Origin of the sequence: Actinomycetospora cinnamomea (assembly GCF_003096675.1) — a bacterium.
Classification (GTDB): domain Bacteria; phylum Actinomycetota; class Actinomycetes; order Mycobacteriales; family Pseudonocardiaceae; genus Actinomycetospora; species Actinomycetospora cinnamomea.
On record NZ_QEKW01000005.1, the window covers coordinates 77,749 to 93,565 of the forward strand.

The following is a 15,817-nucleotide window of genomic DNA, read 5'->3' on the forward strand; positions in this document are numbered from 1 at the left end:
GATGAGCAGCCCCCTGAAGGTCGACGCCGATCCCGAGGAGCTGGGTTTCGACCCGGCGCGCCTGGCCCGCATCGACCACCACTTCGCCCGCTACGTCGACGACGGCCGCCTCGCCGGCTGGCACACCGTGGTGGCCCGGGACGGCCGGGTCGTGCACTCGTCGGTGGCCGGGTACCGCGACGCGGAGGCCGGCCTGCCGGTCACCGACGACACCCGCTGGCGCATCTACTCGATGACCAAGCCGATCACCTCGGTGGCGGCGATGATCCTGTGGGAGCAGGGCCGGTTCGAGCTCACCGACCCGATCAGCCGCTGGCTGCCGGAGTTCGCCGAGCCCCGGGTCTACGTCAAGGGCTCGTCCACCAAGCCGCTGCTCGAGGCCGCGACCGAGCCGATCCGCGTCTGGCACCTGCTGACCCACACCGCCGGGCTGACCTACGGCTTCCACCACGCCCACCCCGTCGACGAGCTCTACCGGGCCGCGGGGTTCGAGTGGGCGGCCCCGGCCGGGATCGACCTCGCCGGCTGCGTCGAGGCCTGGGCACGCATGCCGCTGGTCTTCCAGCCCGGCACGGAGTGGAACTACAGCCACGCCACCGACGTCCTGGGCCGGCTGATCGAGGTCGTCTCGGGTCAGCGCCTCGACGCGTTCCTCGACGAGCACGTGCTCGGCCCGCTCGGGATGACCGCCACCCGGTTCGTCGTCGACGACCCCGACCGGCTCGCGACCCTCTACGTCGCCAACCCGGCCACGGGCCGCTACCTCAGCGCCGAGGCCGCCGGCATGGGCTCGATGGGCCGGGACGCGCTGGAGGACACGTGGCTCTCCGGCGGCGGCGGGCTGGTGTCGACCGCGGCGGACTACCACCGGTTCACGCAGATGCTGCTCGGTCGGGGCGAGGTCGACGGCGTGCGCATCCTCGGCAGCCGCACCGTCGACTACATGGCGCAGAACCACCTGCCCGGCGGCGCCGACCTCGAGCAGGTCGGCCGGCCCCTGTTCGCGGAGATGCCGTTCCACGGGGTCGGCTTCGGGCTCGGCGTCGCGACGGTGATCGACCCCGTCCGGTACCGCACGGTGTCCAGCCGCGGCGAGCTCTCGTGGGGCGGCGCGGCGAGCACGGCCTTCTGGGTCGATCCCGCCGAGCGCATCACCGCGATGTTCTTCACCCAGTTGCTGCCCTCGAGCGCCCACCCGATCCGCACGCAGCTGCGCGGGCTCGTGTACCAGGCCCTCGTCGACTGACTCTGCGTCGACCCCGTCGGCACGCAGCGTGTGCTCGCGCGACGGCGACGGTCCGGCCGGGCCAGGGAGCACCCGAGTGGTCGCTCCCCGTGACCGCCTCGCGGCTGGACCGTCACCTGGCGCACACCTCGTCCGTCACTCGGAGAGGGGGCTGCATCGATGGGGGCGGCTGGGTAGCGTCGTCGCGACTCGGACGAGGGACGGACTCGGGCACGTGGAGTGACCGGGGGCGTCGCTCTCGCGGGTGATCCCGCCGCGTGATGTGTTGCAGCGGGTCGGGACCAGGCGGCCACCGGGAGCCAGCATGAACGCCACGTCAGGACCTCGCCGACGACCGAACGGACCGCACCCCGAGCGCGCCTCGGCGGACGAACCAGCGGTCCCCACGCAGCGCACCGCCGCCGACGTCTACGGGGTCAGCGAGGAGCAGGTGCACCGGGCCCGCATCGCGGTCGCCCGCAACTCCCTCGACTCCGACGACTGCCGCGAGCTGCTCGACATGCTCGGGCTCATCGGCGAGGGCGGCGACCCGCCCCCGGTCCGCCGCTGACCGCACCCAGATCGTCCGTGGTCTGACGACCAGCGTGGGCACCTGGTCCCGCGGCGTGACCGCGCTACCGTGATCCCCGATGTCCGAGCCCGACTTCCCTCCCCGCGACCCCGGGCCGCGTCCGGGCGGGCACCGTCAGGCCCGGGCGCTGGCCACCCGCAGCGCGATCCTCGCCGCGGCCGCCGAGGAGTTCGCGACCGCGTCCTACCACGAGGCGTCGCTGTCGCGGATCCTCGAGCGCAGCAAGGTCACCAAGGGCGCGCTGTACTTCCACTTCGTCTCCAAGGAGAGCATCGCCTGCGCCGTCGTCGACGAGATGGAGATGCTCTGTCGGGCGATGGTCGACCGCTGCCGCGGGCTCGGGCTCGATCCGCTGCGGACCGCCACGCAGGTCGTGCGCGAGATGCAGGACGCCCTCGACGGTCCGGTGCTGCGTGCCGGACAGCGCCTGTGCTCGGACGGCTTCACCGGCCCCGATCGGTCGGGGTGGCCGTTCCGGTTCTGGCAGGAGGTGTTCACCGCGCTGTTCGTCGAGGCCGCGGCCGCCCGGCTGCTGGTGCCGCGGGTGGAGCCGGCCTCGTTGGCGCGGACCGTCGTCGACGTCTCCGGCGGGGCCTTCATCGCCTCGCTCGCCGTCTCGGAGCTGTCCGACCTCGCGCAGCGCGTCTGCGAGAACTGGGAGCTCCTGCTGGGTGCGGTCGCCGACCCGGCCTGGCTGGAGGGCTTCCGGGCCGAGGGCGGCATGGGTGCCGTGCTCGGGCCGCACCTCGGGCGAGGGGGGTGGGTGGCGGAGGCCTGAGGGCCGTCGCCTATGCTTGGCCTCGCTCCCAACGGGTCTGCCGTTGCGGGTAAGGTCCTCAGCCAGAGGGTCGCGCCCCCATCGTTCAGCGGCCTAGGACTCCGCCCTTTCAAGGCGGCAACGCGGGTTCGAATCCCGTTGGGGGTACGCTGTACCGAGTACGATCAAGGCCCAGTGGCGCAGTTGGTTAGCGCGTCGCCCTGTCACGGCGAAGGTCGCGGGTTCGAGTCCCGTCTGGGTCGCTCTCCGGTCGAGGTGGTCCCTCGACCGTCCGGCCAGGTAGCTCAGTTGGTACGAGCGATCGCCTGAAAAGCGATAGGTCGGCGGTTCGACCCCGCCCCTGGCCACCGTCGCCCACCAGCGGAAACGCTCGGTGGGCGTTGTGCTTTCCGGGCCGTCTGCACCAGTCCCTGCACCAACGGGGCATCACAGGTCCTTCCACTCGATGGCGTCGAGCGCCTGGCGCATGGCGTCGAGGTTGGTGTGGGCGTAGATCGCCATCGTGATGTCGACGTGCGCGTGCCGGGCGATGGCCTGGACCACGTGCGGCGGCGTCCCGAGGTCCAGCAGCAGGCTGACCACGGTGTGACGCAGGTCGTGAAGCCTGACGTCGGGCAGCCCGGCCGTGACGCGCAACCCGTCGAAGTGACGGTTGAGGTTCCGTGGCTCCAGCGGCTTACCGATCGTTGAGGGGAACACGAGGTCGTGGTCCTCCCACCGGGCCGTCTTGGCTCGGTTCGCGTCCTGACGCCGGCGGTGCTCCTCGAGGACGCGGCGGGTGACCTTGGGCAGCGGGATCGTCGCCTCCGAGGCGTCCGACTTGGCCGGCCCGACGTAGAGCTGACCGGCCGCTCTCGCGACCGTCTGCGCGACGGTGAGCGTGGCGCGCTCGAAGTCGATGTCCTGCCAGCGCAGGCCCAGCAGTTCGCCGTGACGTAGCCCGAGCGTGGCGGCGGTGACGTAGAGCGCGTACCAGCGCGTCCCCTTCGCCGCGTCGAGCAGGCGCTTGGCCTGGGCCACGGTCAGGCCCTTGCCGACCTTGTACTTCGGTGTCGGGACCTTCACGAGCTTGGCGACGTTGCGCATCACCAGCTCCTCGCGCTCGGCGTTGCTCAGCGCGTTCCGGAGCACGGCGTGGACGTACTGGACCTGACGGGCTGTGGCCCGGCGCTCGCAGCACCGCAGGCCGGGCCGGCAGCACGCCGGCTGCTTCGGCTTCCGTCTCGCGTGACGTCCGTTGGTGCAGCACAGGCACTTGGCGCGGACGGTGCTGATGAAGTGGCGGACGTCGGCGCCGGTGAGTCGGTCGAGTCGCTTCGTACCAAGGCTCGGGACGATGTGCAGCCGGACCACGGACTCGTATCCGTGGTAGGTGGTGAGCCGGCGCTCGACCTTGACGATCGCGAGCCAGTGCTCCATGTACTCGGCCACCGACATCGACTTGTCCGGTATCGGGATGCCCTGATCGTTGTTCGACTGCAGCCGGACGAGCTCAGCGCGAGCGTCGTCGAAGCTGCGGGCGTACTTGCGCTTGCGCTCCAGGCGGCCCGACGCCGTGTAGACGTACGCCGAGGCGACCCACAGGCCGTCGCTGGAGCGCTGGAAGATGCTGCCCTCGCCGTTGACCTTCCGGCCCTTCTTGCGCTCGCCGGCCATCACACGACCGCCTGGGCGTCGACGAGCCGCGCGACGTACTCCTCCAGCGAGGCGCGGGGGATGCGCCGAGAGCCGCCGATCTTCACCGAGCGGAGGTCGTGGTTGCGGAGCAGGTCGTAGACCTTGCAGCGGCTGATCTTGAGCAGCTCGGCCGCTTCCTCGGCCGTGAACAGCAGCGCGTCCATGGGTCAGTCCTCCGAGAGCCGGCGGCCGAGGTGGCCGAGGTGGGTGCGGGCGTGGTCGAGCTGGTGGGCGAGGTCGTCGACCAGGCCGCGCGCGTCGCTGAGGTGGCCGTGCGCGCGGCAGAGCGCGCCGGCCGGGTCGGCGCCGCGGTCGTCGTAATGCTCGGTCGGATCGGCGCGGCGCAGCGACCGGGTGAGGAAGTCGAGGACCTGGGGGAGCCGGCGGACCAGCTCGGCGAGGTCGCCGACGGCGGCGGAGGCTTCAAGACCGTCGAGCACGCCGCGCCCGGTCGCGTGGTTGGCGCTGCGGATGGCCTCGGCGGCGCGCTCGATGTCGCGGGCGACGAGGTTGCTCATCGCTGCACCCCCTGTGGCGAGACGTCGGCAGCGCGGTCGGTGGCGGCACCGAGCTGGTGGGCGAACTCGCCGGCGCTGCTCGACACCGCGGGCCCGAGGGTCGGGAAGGCGGCGAAGAGCAGCACGAGGGTCACGACTCCGGAGACGAGCGCCGGCGCGGCCTTGTGGCTCTTGATCAGCAGGGCGGTGACCAAGCCGGCGATGATCACGATCGCGATGAGGTTCATCAGTGCGCCCGCCGTCCGTGCGCGGCGATCCGGTCGCAGTACTCGCCGTAGTCGCCGAGGTAGGGCACGCGGATGCGCTGGCAGTCCCTGCCAAGTCCTGACAGGTAAGCCACGCCGGGGTCGGCGTTGGCGTGCTCCTGCCCGAGCGAGCGGGCGTCGGTGCCGTGGAGCATCTCCAGCGAGTCCGCCGGCACCCGGAAGCTGAGCCTCAGGGCGAACTGGTCGCGGGCGTAGCCGCCGCCGACGGCGGTGGCCTCGAAGCGCTGGGCGAGCATCAGCACCCGGAACGCGGCCTTGCGGCCCTCGGAGAGCAGCCTCAGCACGGCTATGCGGATGCGGTCGCCGACCGGGATGCCTTCGCCGCGCTTGGGCTTCGGGAGTCCGTCAGCGGCCCGTAGGAGGCCGGGGAACTCCTCCAGCACCACGAGGACCGTCGGTGTCTGCGGCGACGGCTCGACCTTGTCGCGGCGCGGCGGGATCGTCGCCAGCCGGCGGTCCATCTCGGCGACCAGGTCCTCCAGCAGCACCGCGTGAGCGGCGATGTCGTGCGTCCCGGTGACCTGGTGAGGCCGGTGCACCGTGTCGTCCCAGGCGCGGCCGAGCAGAAGACCGGTGATGTCCGAGCCGGTGACGAGGACGTCCGGGGCGGCGGCGAGCTGGGCCAGCAGCCCGTAGGTGAACACCGACTTCCCGGAGCCGTTCATGCCCTGCACCGCGAGGTGGGCGGGGTCGGTGAGGGCGTGTCCGAGGGTGGTGGCGTCCTCGGTGCGCCCGAGGATCACCGAGTCCGACCCGGTCTCGACGGTGACGGGTGGGAGGCCGAAGCCGCCGCGCAGCGGGTCGGCATCGAGCAGGTGCAGCCGTACCCAGCGGCCCGCGATCGGTTCGACGCGCAGGGCGTGGGCGCCGAGGGTGTGGGCGAGGCGGGCGCCGTTCTCGCCCTTGGTGAAGTCAGCCGGCTCCTGGCCGGCCATCAGTTCGACGGTGAACGAGGTGGGTGGGCCGAGGCGGACCTCCCCGACTCGCGGGGTGCGGATGGTGACGCCTGCCGCGACCTGGACGTATTGGCAGAGGGCGATGCCGGTGCAGGCCTCCCGGAAGGCCGCCTTGAGCGAGGCGGCGAACGCCAGGACCGATGCTTCGTAGTCGCGACGGGCGCGCTCGGCGCGGAGCCGGGCGAACAGCCCGGGCCGGTGCGCGCCGGGCCCGCGGGTGCGCCCGGAGCGGTGCTCGAGGCGGCGCGTGTGCTCGAGGGCGGTCATCGGATGGTCCTCTCCGTGCAGGCGGCGCACAGCTGGCCGTCCACGGCGGGCATGGGGAACAGCAGCGCGCACCCGGGACACATGGGTTCGGCGTCGGCGACCGGGTCGGGGATGCCGGCCAGGCGAGCGCGGCGGATGGCGCGGCGGTCGGTGGGAGTGGTGGCCGCCCACAGGCCGTAGTCCTGGCCGGTGTCCAGCGCCCAGCGCAGGCACTCGGTGGCGACCGGGCAGCGCCCGCAGATGGGGGCGACGGCGATGCGGTGGCGGGCGACGACCGTGCTGGTGTCGTCCTCGGACGGCGGAAAGAACAGCTCCGGGTCGGCGTCACGGCACGCCGCGTCGCGCTGCCAGCTCATGACGCCGCCGCCTCGGACTGCGCAACCTCACCGCGACGAGGACGCGGAGCCGTGGACGCGGTCGTGCGGACCTCCTGGCAGCGGTACCAGACCTGCGCGCCGGCGACGTTGCCGTCGCGGTCGCGCTTGTCCATGACGCCGATCTCGAACCCGACGAGCTCCACCGGGGTAGCCGGCGCGATGTCCTCGACGGGCTGCCGCTCGGACGTCATGCCGACCTTGATGATTTCGTTGGTGGCCCGGCCGAACTGACGGAACCTGGCGACGAACTGGGCCTCCCACTTCGGGGTGCCGTCTTTGGTCGTCTCCTGTCGGTAGCTGTCGCCGAAGGCGGTCTTGGGCTCGCAGGACAGGAACAGGAGCGACTCAAAGGTCGCGGCCTGGTCGATGGCGAAGTTCTGGATCACTGCATCTCCTCACTCGTACTCCTCTAGACGACTCGACCTTAGCAGCGGTGAGATAGACGTCTAGAGGACTAGCAGGAGGCGTTATGGACCCGTTGCTCTCGCGGGTCAGCGTGCCGGGACCTCGTACTCGAGCACGTACGCCGGCGCGGCCTTGAGGGTGTCGCAGACCTCCAGCGGGCGGCCGGTCGTGTCGTAGGCGGTGCGAACGAGGACGACGACGGGCACGCCATCGGTGAGCTGGAGCCGGCGGCGCTCCTCGGCGGACGGCATCCGGGCTGAGACCTCTTCGGTGAAGTGGTCCAGCTCGAAGCCCATGTCCTCCAGGCGCGCGTAGATGCCGCCGGGGCCGGTGTCCGCCTCGACGATGCGCGACCCGGCGGCGACGGAGGCGGGCAGGTAGGAGACCGCGGTCTCGACCGGCTGCCCATCGGCGAGGTAGCGCCGGGACCGCACGACAACCTCCTCGCCGTCGCCGAGGCGCAGCCGGTCGCGAATCTCCGGGGTAGCGGGCCCGGTCGACACCTCTAGCTGATCGACGTTCGGCGTGAACCCGGTCTTCTGGGCCTCGACGCTGAACGCCGCCAGCCCCGCCTCCCGGTGGCGTCGGGCGAAGCGCTCCGACGCGAGCCGACGCACCTGAACGGGCTGGCGAACGAACGTGCCGCGCCCGTGCTCGGCGACCACACGACCCTCGTTGCGCAGCTCCTGGACGGCCTGGCGCACGGTCATGCGAGCGACGCCGTAGTGCTCGATGAGCACGGCCTCGCTCGGAAGCTTGTCGCCGGCCGCCAGGTCGCCACGGTCGATCGCGGCCCGGAGGTGGTCGGCGATCTGCCGATACGGCGGCCGGTCGTCTGCGCGGTCGATGGCCCCGAGCTGCACGACTCCTCCAGACGACTGGACATCTACCATCAATGCCGAACGCTACCGAACGGTCACGAACGTCAGGAGGCGACAGTGGCAGACACGCCCAAGCACTCGGTCAGCGTCGCCGGCATCGTCATCGACGACCGTGACCGCGTGCTCGTCATCCAACGCCGCGACAACGGCCAATGGGAGCCACCCGGAGGTGTGCTCGAGCTACACGAAACCCCAGCGGCAGGCGTTGCGCGGGAGGTCTTCGAGGAAACGGGCGTTGAGGCAGCGGTGGACCGCCTCACAGGTGCCTACAAGAATATGCCGCGCGGGATCATCTCCCTTGTTTTCCGCTGCCATCCATTGTCGACCTCCACGACTTCGTCGGATGAGGCTACTGAAGCGCGCTGGGTACACCGAAGCGAGATTCCACAGATGATGACAGAAGCTTATGCAATTCGGGTCAGCGACGCCTTCCTCGAAGGCGCTCCCGCTGTACGCGCTCATGACGGGAAGAGCCTCGTAAATTCGTCAGAACCAGCTGACGCTTAGACTCCCAGTGGGATAGGTTCTGGCGCGTGTCTGAGATTGACAGGTACTTAGCAGCTGCTCGTGATGCGCTGAACGCCGACGGAGTTGCGCGCGTTTGTTCGAGCGATCCAGGGAGCGAAGCGACCGAGGATGAGATCGAAGAGTATGAGCAGGTCCTAGCTGCGGCGTCCGATGAGCGTCCAATCCAGCAGTTCCTAGAACGGCATCCCGGGATGCTGACGGCAGAGTACGGCGGCCAATGCCGTTGGATTATCCCGCAACCGCGCCTCGGAAATCAGTGGATACCAGACTTCGCTGTCGCTCGTCTAGATAGCACGGGCGTTGTTTGGACGCTTGTGGAACTGCAAAGCCCCACCGCGTCCCCGTTTAATTCGAGAGGCGTACCCGGACGTCATCTGAACGAGGCAATTACGCAGTTAGCGGACTGGCGCCAATGGTTGTTGCGAAACGCAGACTACGCCGAACGTCCAGCAGCAGCCAACGGTCTCGGCATGATTGGTTTGACCTACCAAGTGAGGGGATTGATTCTCGTCGGGCGGCAATCGCAACGGGACGACACGACGAGAGAGAAGTTGGCCTACTTCATGTGGGAGCACCGGGTTGCAATCCACTCTTATGACTGGCTTGCACGAGAAGCCGCCGGGCGTCTCCGCGAGATAAGGGACTTCCCTCGCGAAGCCCCATGCGACTGTGCGAGCTAGGCAGTCGGGACTGGCCGCGTCATCGAAAGGCGCCCAGCGTCCACGGCCCTCAAGCGACTTGTAACGAGAAGCAGCACTCAAGCGACATGCAGTCGAACTAGTAGCCCGACGGACCCGGAGAGCGCAGGCGTTGACCACTCAGGAGACAGAAGCGCTTCCACCTCAAATTGATCCCCTCGACCTCTTTCCCGGGTTTGCGCCAGCTTGTCGGTGCCATCGGCAGGGACAGGTACACCGAACCTTCACAGACCTACTCCAACCTGTGTCCTATGTCGATAAGAATGGATGCCGCTGGACTAGAGCTGTTTTGGAAGCCGACCGAGGGGCGGATGTGACCGAGGCAGCTTGTCGGCTCGCCGACTTATCGATGCGCTGGCGGTGCGCTGGATCGAATGTGGCCTACCCTTTGTGGCGGGAGGCCGTCCAAGCAGGCGCGACTCTAGACCTGCGGGACCAGAAGCGAATCACCCCGTTCATTGGCACTGGTTTCGGCACCCCAGCGACCCCAAAGCCCGACTCTCACGTTTGCGGTTGGGTCGCCGAGTTCCTCTGGTATTGCATCAGCGCGGAAGAGCGACATCGCGAAGGTCGATCGTTGGCACGGCTTGAAGGACCCGGTTTGCACGCCACGGAACCGGGCGGCGATGGACTGGCGATCTGGCGCAAAGAGCACGGCGGCGAGCTCAGCTTCTGCCTGTGGGAGATTAAGAATAGCGTCGGCAGCGCTGCCGTCTCCGCAACAGTCAAGAGGGCTTACGACCAACTCGGCGATAGGGCAACCGAGTATTTGGCGAAGATGACCGCAATCGCAGCGTCGCTCGACTACGACCCGCAGATGCAGCAGCTATACGCCGGACTAGTAGATCTATGGGTCGACGACGACGAACAGTCTGCTGCCGGAATCGCAGTGGGAACTCATAGCGCGAAGGCGCCGCAACAATGCTTCTCTACCATGCACCAATACTTCCCAGGTAAGCGGCGAGATTGGCAGCTTGAGGGCCTCGTCGTGGCGATCTCGGACTTCGAAAGCTTCTCCGAGGAGGTTCGAGCTAACGTATGGAGCGTGCTCTAGACATTGAGCTTGTCGAGAACGCTTTGGGTCCTCACCCCACGCTAACTCAAAATTCGACGAACCCCTATCAACGCGTTCAATGGTTCGACCCATCTACAGCTCCTAGGTGGCCAGAGACCGCGGATGACTGGACGTCGGCCTTGCCGACTGCTGTGGAACTCCAGGCTCAAATAGCTCGCACTGAAGTGACCCTTTTTCTTCACCAGCATGACTTCCCGGAAGAACTCCTGCGCTCCGCGTGGTATTTGCACGGAGTCGCGAGTTCAGACGCGGCGGCACAACTCTACACTGTTGATCGGCAACGTAACGCCTTCGCCTTGAGTGCTCACATCTTCGATCTGGCCACAATCTCGAGCGATCGTCCGACTCGAGAACGATTGAAGCTGGCGTTCGGTGCTCAAGTTGGATACCACAGAAGCGACCGAGAGCCGAACGCGATTGCGCTCGAGAGGCGATTTAGGATCACGCCCGCTCCATCTGAGTCTCTCGCTGAACCGTCTGTCGCCGGCCCGACCCCAGTTCTCGACTTTGAATCGCTCGCACTTGATGCTGGTGTATCGTTTCTTGGACTCGACACAGGTCGGACACGGCAACGTCTCGGGCGCTGGCGCGCTGAGTTGCGTCAGCTGCAAGGCGACACAGGTATCGACGACATGGCTCGCACGATATTCGGTCCAACTTATTGCGTAGTCGAGGCGATTCACCACCTCTTGCAGTATCTAGCTTTGGGGGATACTGAGGACTTCGACGCAGCGCTTCAGCTGATCGATCAGGCGTTGACATCACCAGAAGGACTGGGAGACCACGACGCACGATGGGTGGCCTCCCACCTAAGGTTCCTGGCGGACGAAATGGGCGCCGGTAGCGTTTGGTCACTGCTGCCGCCAGACCTACCCGCGAGCGCGAAGCAAGCATTCACACTCTCGTCTCCCCCGATCCTTGCGCTTTGGAAGCCGCAACGCGAGCTCCTCCGCCCCGAAACGACGAACGAGGACGGTCAGGCACTCGACGCCCTCCACGAAAATGTCCGTCGGATCGTGTTATCGGTACCGACCAGTGCCGGGAAGACACTGATATCCCAGCTCCTGACGGTTTCTTTCTTAGCGAGATCAGACTCCAGTGTGTGTTACGTTGTGCCACAACGGAGTCTCGGGCGGGAGATTCGCAGAGATCTTAATTCGCGACTCTTGCTGTTGGGTAAGTCCCTTTCCCGCGAACTGCCGGAATTCGCAGCGAGCGTCGACCAGTTCTTCCGTGAAGTCTTTGGAGAAGATGAAATCTTCCCGATCTCCTTTGATCGAGCCCTCGGCGATGTTTCCATCATGACGCCGGAAGGTCTCGACCAAGCTTTGAGACGGGACCCGGACGACGTGCTCAAGCAGTATGGAATGTTCGTCTTCGACGAAGTGCATTTGATAAAGGAGAAGTCTCGCGGCTTCAAGCTCGAGTCGGTGCTCTCATTCTTGCACTTGCATACAAGGGACACGGAGCACAAGATCGTCTTACTGTCTGCCGCTCTCGGGAATGCCGGGCAGCTTGCGGCGTGGATGTCGTCGGACGGACCTGCAAAGCTACTTGAATCCGACTGGCGAGGACCTCGAAGGCTGCACGCGGTCTTTAATACCGATATCAGGTGGAATGACTATACAGTTCAGGACGTGCCACGGGCCAGGGGGAACCTCTCGAAGAGACTTGTTTACGATACCTACGGAAGAGTCAGACTTCGGCCCGCTCATGGGCAATCACAGGCCGTAGAGACAACAGAGCCGATTGGGCAAACTGTCTTCCGCGCCACAGCCCAGCTGGAGAGGGACAGCAGTCCGGAAGGGCCGAAGAGTACACCTAGCTACCGCATGCTTGCCGATATCGTGCGACATGTTGGACAAGCCGGACCCGTGCTTGTATTCCGGTCGACTCGAGCGGGCGCGGTCGCAATGGCCAATGCAGTTGGAGAGGGCCTAGAAGCTCTGCAACAGTGTGAAGACTTGGCCGAGATGGCTCGGGAGAAGCTTAGCGAGAAGCATCCCTTACCTGGGCTATTAGCCAAGGGTGTGGCGTTCCACCACGCAGGCTTGCCAATCGATATACAGGAAGCGATTGAAGATGGTCTGCGGGCCGGTCTGCTGAACTACGTGACGGCCACAACTACCCTCGCTGAGGGTGTCAATCTGCCCGTACGGACAGTTGTACTCGCAGAAAATTCCTACCCTGGACAGTCGCCAGAAACTCACCTCACGGGCTCGCGGCTTGTTAACGCCGTTGGACGCGCTGGTCGGGCGACGAAAGAGACGGAGGGGTGGGTAATCCTTGCGCGCAACGCGGCCCCCACCGAATCTGATTTTGACCTATTTGAGCCCGCGGAAGATGACCTTCGGGTTTCGTCAGTCCTGCTGGAGGCGTCCGCGCTCGAAGCGTTGGCGGTGTTCGAGGAAGCTCTTCGCGCCGGCGAGGATGCGGTACTGAGCGCCCACGACGAATTGGCGGAGTTCACGAAGTACGTGTGGTTTATTCTTGCCGCCCAAGAAGAGCTGACTAGTGCCGAGCGATCGCCCGACCCGATGACGGCATTCGCTGGAACATTGGCCTATCGGCAACTGGACGCCGAGCTCAGAGCGCGCTATGAATCGGTCGTCGAGGCAGTTACGAGTAGGTATGCACAGCTAGATCGAGAGTCTCGAATCCGCTGGTCGCGAACGGGCGCAGGGCTCCAGACATCGAGACGTCTCGACGACCTTGCTCGACGCGTCGCGGATACCTGGTCGCTGACCGACCTCACAAGCGAGGCGGACCCCGGTAGCGTGCTGACCTTTCTGGAGGAAGTAGGGGTACTAGACGCGATGCTCGACTTCAACGAGTGTCCTCGTACTGGTCTTCAGTTTCAATCGAAGCAGGGAAAGAATGGCCAGACCTTCACGGTCTCTCCGGGTGACCTCCTTGCTGAGTGGGTGTCAGGCGCTAGCCTTCTAGGAATATCGGAGCGACTCTTCTCGCGTATTGAGTCCGAAACGAAGCGCATCGAGCAAGCTGTTGATACTGTCACGGACTTTTGTGAGCACTACTTCGCATGGATGCTCGCGGCGTTGGCGGCCCTTGTAAATGCACATCTTGAGGCTGATCGAGCTGAGGCGGAGTTTCCCACAAACTTGGCGACGTTGGTTAGATACGGCGTACGTTCGAAGCACGCCGTTGAACTGTTGACGTCTGGGGTGCACTCCAGGGACGTTGCCAACAGCATTGCTGAGGCTTTTGAGTATGAGGGTGTTGATCCAAACGGCACGGTCGCATGGCTAAGCGCTGTGGGGATCGACGGGTGGCGCGAGAGGTTTTCTGCTACCAACCTCGACGCTAGGGAGCTTCTCGAATATTGTCGTGATCAAGATAGGTCGATCTTGCAGGAGCTCCTTGGAAGCGGAGTGACCTCGTTCCGACTTGAGGGATGGAAAGAGGCGGCATCAGACGGCCGCCTTGAGCTTGCCTGTGACGATCTGTCTTCTTCTCCAGCACCTGTGGTAGTGCATGAGATTGCAGGTGGTGAGCGCCGCTCGCTCGGAGCCGTACCCATCATGAGGCACATCGAAGTGCAGGCACTGATGTCGGCCGGGCTTGAGATGAATCTAGAGTTGAGAGGTGGGGAGCTCTCGATTTCCCTCATGGGGTTCAGAGGCGACGTACCGGGCGACCTGTAGGGCGTAAGATGTGCCGTCGTTTACTGCGATCCAGCCGCGGTTGCCGTTTGACATGAGGCGCACGCGGGAGCGCGACCGGCGGAAGCGCACGCGACCGGTCGTCTGGTCGACGCGGGGCTTCCAGGTGTGTTGGGCGCGGCGCTGGGCCTTCGCCCAGCGACGGGCCACGCGGCCGGCGCGGATGCCATCGTCGGGCGAGACGCGGACGGTGCGTATGGCGCGGTGGAGGGCCCACACGCCCCAGAAGCGGCCGGGGCCGGTGCCGGGCTCGGACCACTCAGGCGGGACGTGGTGCTGGTACTCCTTCGCAGCCATCAGCCCATGCTTGGTGAAGTACGCGGCGACCCGTCGCGGGTCGGGGGCGCGCAGGCCCTCGGCGTAGTCCAGCGCGGTGCCAGCGCGTTCGTGACGGCGGCGCTGCTCGGGGTCGGGGTGATCGACAACGTCGGCCCACGCCGCAGAGAGCCACACGGCGAACGTCTCGCCGGTCGTACGGGCGCGGCCGTGGGGCGGGGTGCAGAGCATGTGCACGTGCGGGGCGCCGCGGCGCTGGAACTCCAGCTTCCACACGCACGCCCATTCCTCGCCCCAGGCGCGGGCGTAGCGCTTGCGCAGCGCCTTCATGTGCCGCTTGAGCACCTGCCCGGTGGGGACGACAGTGAGCCAGTCGCCGGGGTAGGTCAGCGTGACCATCGCCGGGAGTCGACCCGAGGCGTAAAGCGGCGTGTAGTCCAGCTCGCAGAGCCGCCGCACCATGTTCGCCCTGCTCTTGCGCGACCACGAGGTGATCGCCGTCCGCGGCGTCGGGGGCTCGGGCCACTCGTCGGTCGCGATGTGCGCGGCCACCGCGGCATCGACGTCCTTCACGTGCGCGGCGCGCGCCCGCTCCTCGGTGCGTTCCCGCCGAGCCCAGTCCCGGCAGGCGACCGCGAACACGCCCGGCCCGACGGTCAGCTCCCACCGCGGACCCTCCGCCAAGGTGCCGGGCTCCTCGCGGATCGCGGGCAGCATCGCGGCCGCCGCGTCGACGAGCTCCGGAGAGGGGAACGCCGGGGTCCACAACCCCGCGATCGAGTCCGGGACCGACGTCTCGTCGAGGCCGTCAGACTCGGTGTCGACGTGGTCGCTGGGCCCGCGGCCCGATATGGCACATAGAACAAGCCCAGGCGGCCGGCCCTCGGCTGGCGCCGGGGCGGCGGCCGGGTCCGTCGCGACCGGCTTACGCCGGTCGCTCCTGTCTTCGACCCGCTGCGGCGTGCCGGCCACTCCTGCCCCGGCCGCCCACGACGACAGCGAGGAGGCGGGCGCCGGCGTGTACGTGCGCCAGGGATCAGGCAGGGCGGGCAGCGACCGTCGCGACGACCGAGTCGACGACAACGCCGAGGACGAGCGGGACCGGGTGCTCAAGGTGGGGGAGTGGGACACGGCGAGACCTCTCGGCGAGGTCGTCTCGCGGCGTCTGACCGGATGCGGACGCGCGGCATCGCCGCAGGACCCGGTGGGGTCTGCGGTGGGCGCGTCAGATGGGCCGTCTCGCGGCCCTGGCGGTCAGAGCGGCGAGACGGCGGCGGACGGGATCAGCGGACGAATGGGTGCGAGCCTTCGGCGACCAGGCGCTCCGCCCTGGACCAGGACACCGACCTGAGGAGACGAGGCGCGAGCGTCGAGCGGGTCGGGAGTGTGGTGGTGGTCGGGACGGGGTCTCGCCCCCGTCGGCGCTTCCGGGGTCTGACAGCCCGCTCGCACCACCGCAAGGGCCACGCTGAGCACGAAGGTCCAGAGGGTCGACGGTGTGGCCCTTGCCCCGGCACGAGCGACCTGTCCGAGGCGACCCCGCGCCGCCGAGGGAGAGACCCCGAGGCCGTGCCGTGCGGCGTGGGTGCACTGCACCAGCCCTGCACCAGCGGGA

General features: G+C 67.1%; 16 protein-coding genes and 3 tRNA genes. 10 read left to right on the forward strand and 9 right to left on the reverse strand.

The window, feature by feature from the left end; translation table 11 throughout:
* Position 1 precedes the first annotated feature (1 nt).
* The 6 genes from C8D89_RS11530 (at position 2) to C8D89_RS11555 (ending at position 2,942) form a co-directional block, all read left to right on the forward strand.
* Complete coding sequence (locus C8D89_RS11530) at positions 2-1,246, forward strand: serine hydrolase domain-containing protein (RefSeq protein ID WP_116708513.1); 1,245 nt, start codon at positions 2-4, stop codon at positions 1,244-1,246.
* A gap of 304 nt (positions 1,247-1,550) precedes the next feature.
* Positions 1,551-1,796 (forward strand): hypothetical protein, encoded by a 246-nt coding sequence (locus C8D89_RS11535; protein WP_116708275.1) that lies wholly within the window; start codon positions 1,551-1,553, stop codon positions 1,794-1,796.
* Positions 1,797-1,875: 79 nt separating this feature from the next.
* On the forward strand, positions 1,876-2,595 hold the full coding sequence (locus tag C8D89_RS11540; RefSeq protein ID WP_116708276.1) for a TetR/AcrR family transcriptional regulator: 720 nt from the start codon (positions 1,876-1,878) through the stop codon (positions 2,593-2,595).
* A gap of 74 nt (positions 2,596-2,669) precedes the next feature.
* Positions 2,670-2,742, forward strand: a tRNA-Glu gene (locus tag C8D89_RS11545).
* 21 nt (positions 2,743-2,763) lie between these two features.
* Positions 2,764-2,837, forward strand: a tRNA-Asp gene (locus tag C8D89_RS11550).
* 31 nt (positions 2,838-2,868) lie between these two features.
* Positions 2,869-2,942: transfer RNA gene (locus C8D89_RS11555), tRNA-Phe, on the forward strand.
* A gap of 79 nt (positions 2,943-3,021) precedes the next feature.
* Here C8D89_RS11555 and C8D89_RS11560 read toward each other — a convergent pair.
* From C8D89_RS11560 to C8D89_RS11595, 8 genes are all read right to left on the reverse strand, one after another.
* Positions 3,022-4,251: a tyrosine-type recombinase/integrase gene (locus C8D89_RS11560; RefSeq protein ID WP_116708277.1), complete on the reverse strand. Its 1,230-nt coding sequence runs from the start codon at positions 4,249-4,251 to the stop codon at positions 3,022-3,024.
* The gene (locus C8D89_RS11565; protein ID WP_116708278.1) at positions 4,251-4,436 is read right to left on the reverse strand and encodes a helix-turn-helix domain-containing protein; all 186 of its coding nucleotides are present in this window, start codon (positions 4,434-4,436) and stop codon (positions 4,251-4,253) included. Before C8D89_RS11565 ends, C8D89_RS11560 begins: the two co-directional genes overlap by 1 nt.
* Positions 4,437-4,439: 3 nt before the next feature.
* Positions 4,440-4,790: a hypothetical protein gene (locus C8D89_RS29165; RefSeq protein WP_165825660.1), complete on the reverse strand. Its 351-nt coding sequence runs from the start codon at positions 4,788-4,790 to the stop codon at positions 4,440-4,442.
* Entirely contained in the window at positions 4,787-5,017 is a 231-nt protein-coding gene (locus C8D89_RS11575; RefSeq protein WP_116708279.1) for a hypothetical protein, read from the reverse strand. Before C8D89_RS11575 ends, C8D89_RS29165 begins: the two co-directional genes overlap by 4 nt.
* Positions 5,017-6,279 (reverse strand): hypothetical protein, encoded by a 1,263-nt coding sequence (locus C8D89_RS11580; protein WP_133251881.1) that lies wholly within the window; start codon positions 6,277-6,279, stop codon positions 5,017-5,019. The genes C8D89_RS11575 and C8D89_RS11580 overlap by 1 nt, the downstream gene beginning before the upstream one ends.
* The gene (locus tag C8D89_RS30740) at positions 6,276-6,635 is read right to left on the reverse strand and encodes a WhiB family transcriptional regulator (protein ID WP_116708281.1); all 360 of its coding nucleotides are present in this window, start codon (positions 6,633-6,635) and stop codon (positions 6,276-6,278) included. Before C8D89_RS30740 ends, C8D89_RS11580 begins: the two co-directional genes overlap by 4 nt.
* Positions 6,632-7,042 (reverse strand): hypothetical protein, encoded by a 411-nt coding sequence (locus tag C8D89_RS11590; RefSeq protein ID WP_116708282.1) that lies wholly within the window; start codon positions 7,040-7,042, stop codon positions 6,632-6,634. The genes C8D89_RS30740 and C8D89_RS11590 overlap by 4 nt, the downstream gene beginning before the upstream one ends.
* A 105-nt stretch (positions 7,043-7,147) precedes the next feature.
* Entirely contained in the window at positions 7,148-7,924 is a 777-nt protein-coding gene (locus C8D89_RS11595; RefSeq protein ID WP_207787181.1) for a GntR family transcriptional regulator, read from the reverse strand.
* Between the two features lie 75 nt (positions 7,925-7,999).
* Here C8D89_RS11595 and C8D89_RS11600 point away from each other — a divergent pair, with 75 nt between their 5' ends.
* From C8D89_RS11600 to C8D89_RS11615, 4 genes are all read left to right on the forward strand, one after another.
* Complete coding sequence (locus C8D89_RS11600) at positions 8,000-8,449, forward strand: NUDIX hydrolase (protein ID WP_116708284.1); 450 nt, start codon at positions 8,000-8,002, stop codon at positions 8,447-8,449.
* Between the two features lie 26 nt (positions 8,450-8,475).
* Entirely contained in the window at positions 8,476-9,150 is a 675-nt protein-coding gene (locus tag C8D89_RS11605; RefSeq protein WP_133251882.1) for a Shedu anti-phage system protein SduA domain-containing protein, read from the forward strand.
* 394 nt (positions 9,151-9,544) lie between these two features.
* A complete protein-coding gene (locus tag C8D89_RS11610) occupies positions 9,545-10,222 on the forward strand; it encodes a hypothetical protein (protein WP_165825661.1) in 678 nt (225 codons plus the stop codon).
* Positions 10,223-10,875: 653 nt separating this feature from the next.
* Positions 10,876-13,908 (forward strand): DEAD/DEAH box helicase, encoded by a 3,033-nt coding sequence (locus C8D89_RS11615; protein ID WP_165825662.1) that lies wholly within the window; start codon positions 10,876-10,878, stop codon positions 13,906-13,908.
* On the opposite strand, the gene C8D89_RS11620 is transcribed toward C8D89_RS11615, so the two are convergent.
* Complete coding sequence (locus C8D89_RS11620) at positions 13,837-14,970, reverse strand: rolling circle replication-associated protein (RefSeq protein ID WP_133251883.1); 1,134 nt, start codon at positions 14,968-14,970, stop codon at positions 13,837-13,839. The two genes, C8D89_RS11615 and C8D89_RS11620, sit on opposite strands and share 72 nt — an antisense overlap.
* Positions 14,971-15,817: the final 847 nt, after the last annotated feature.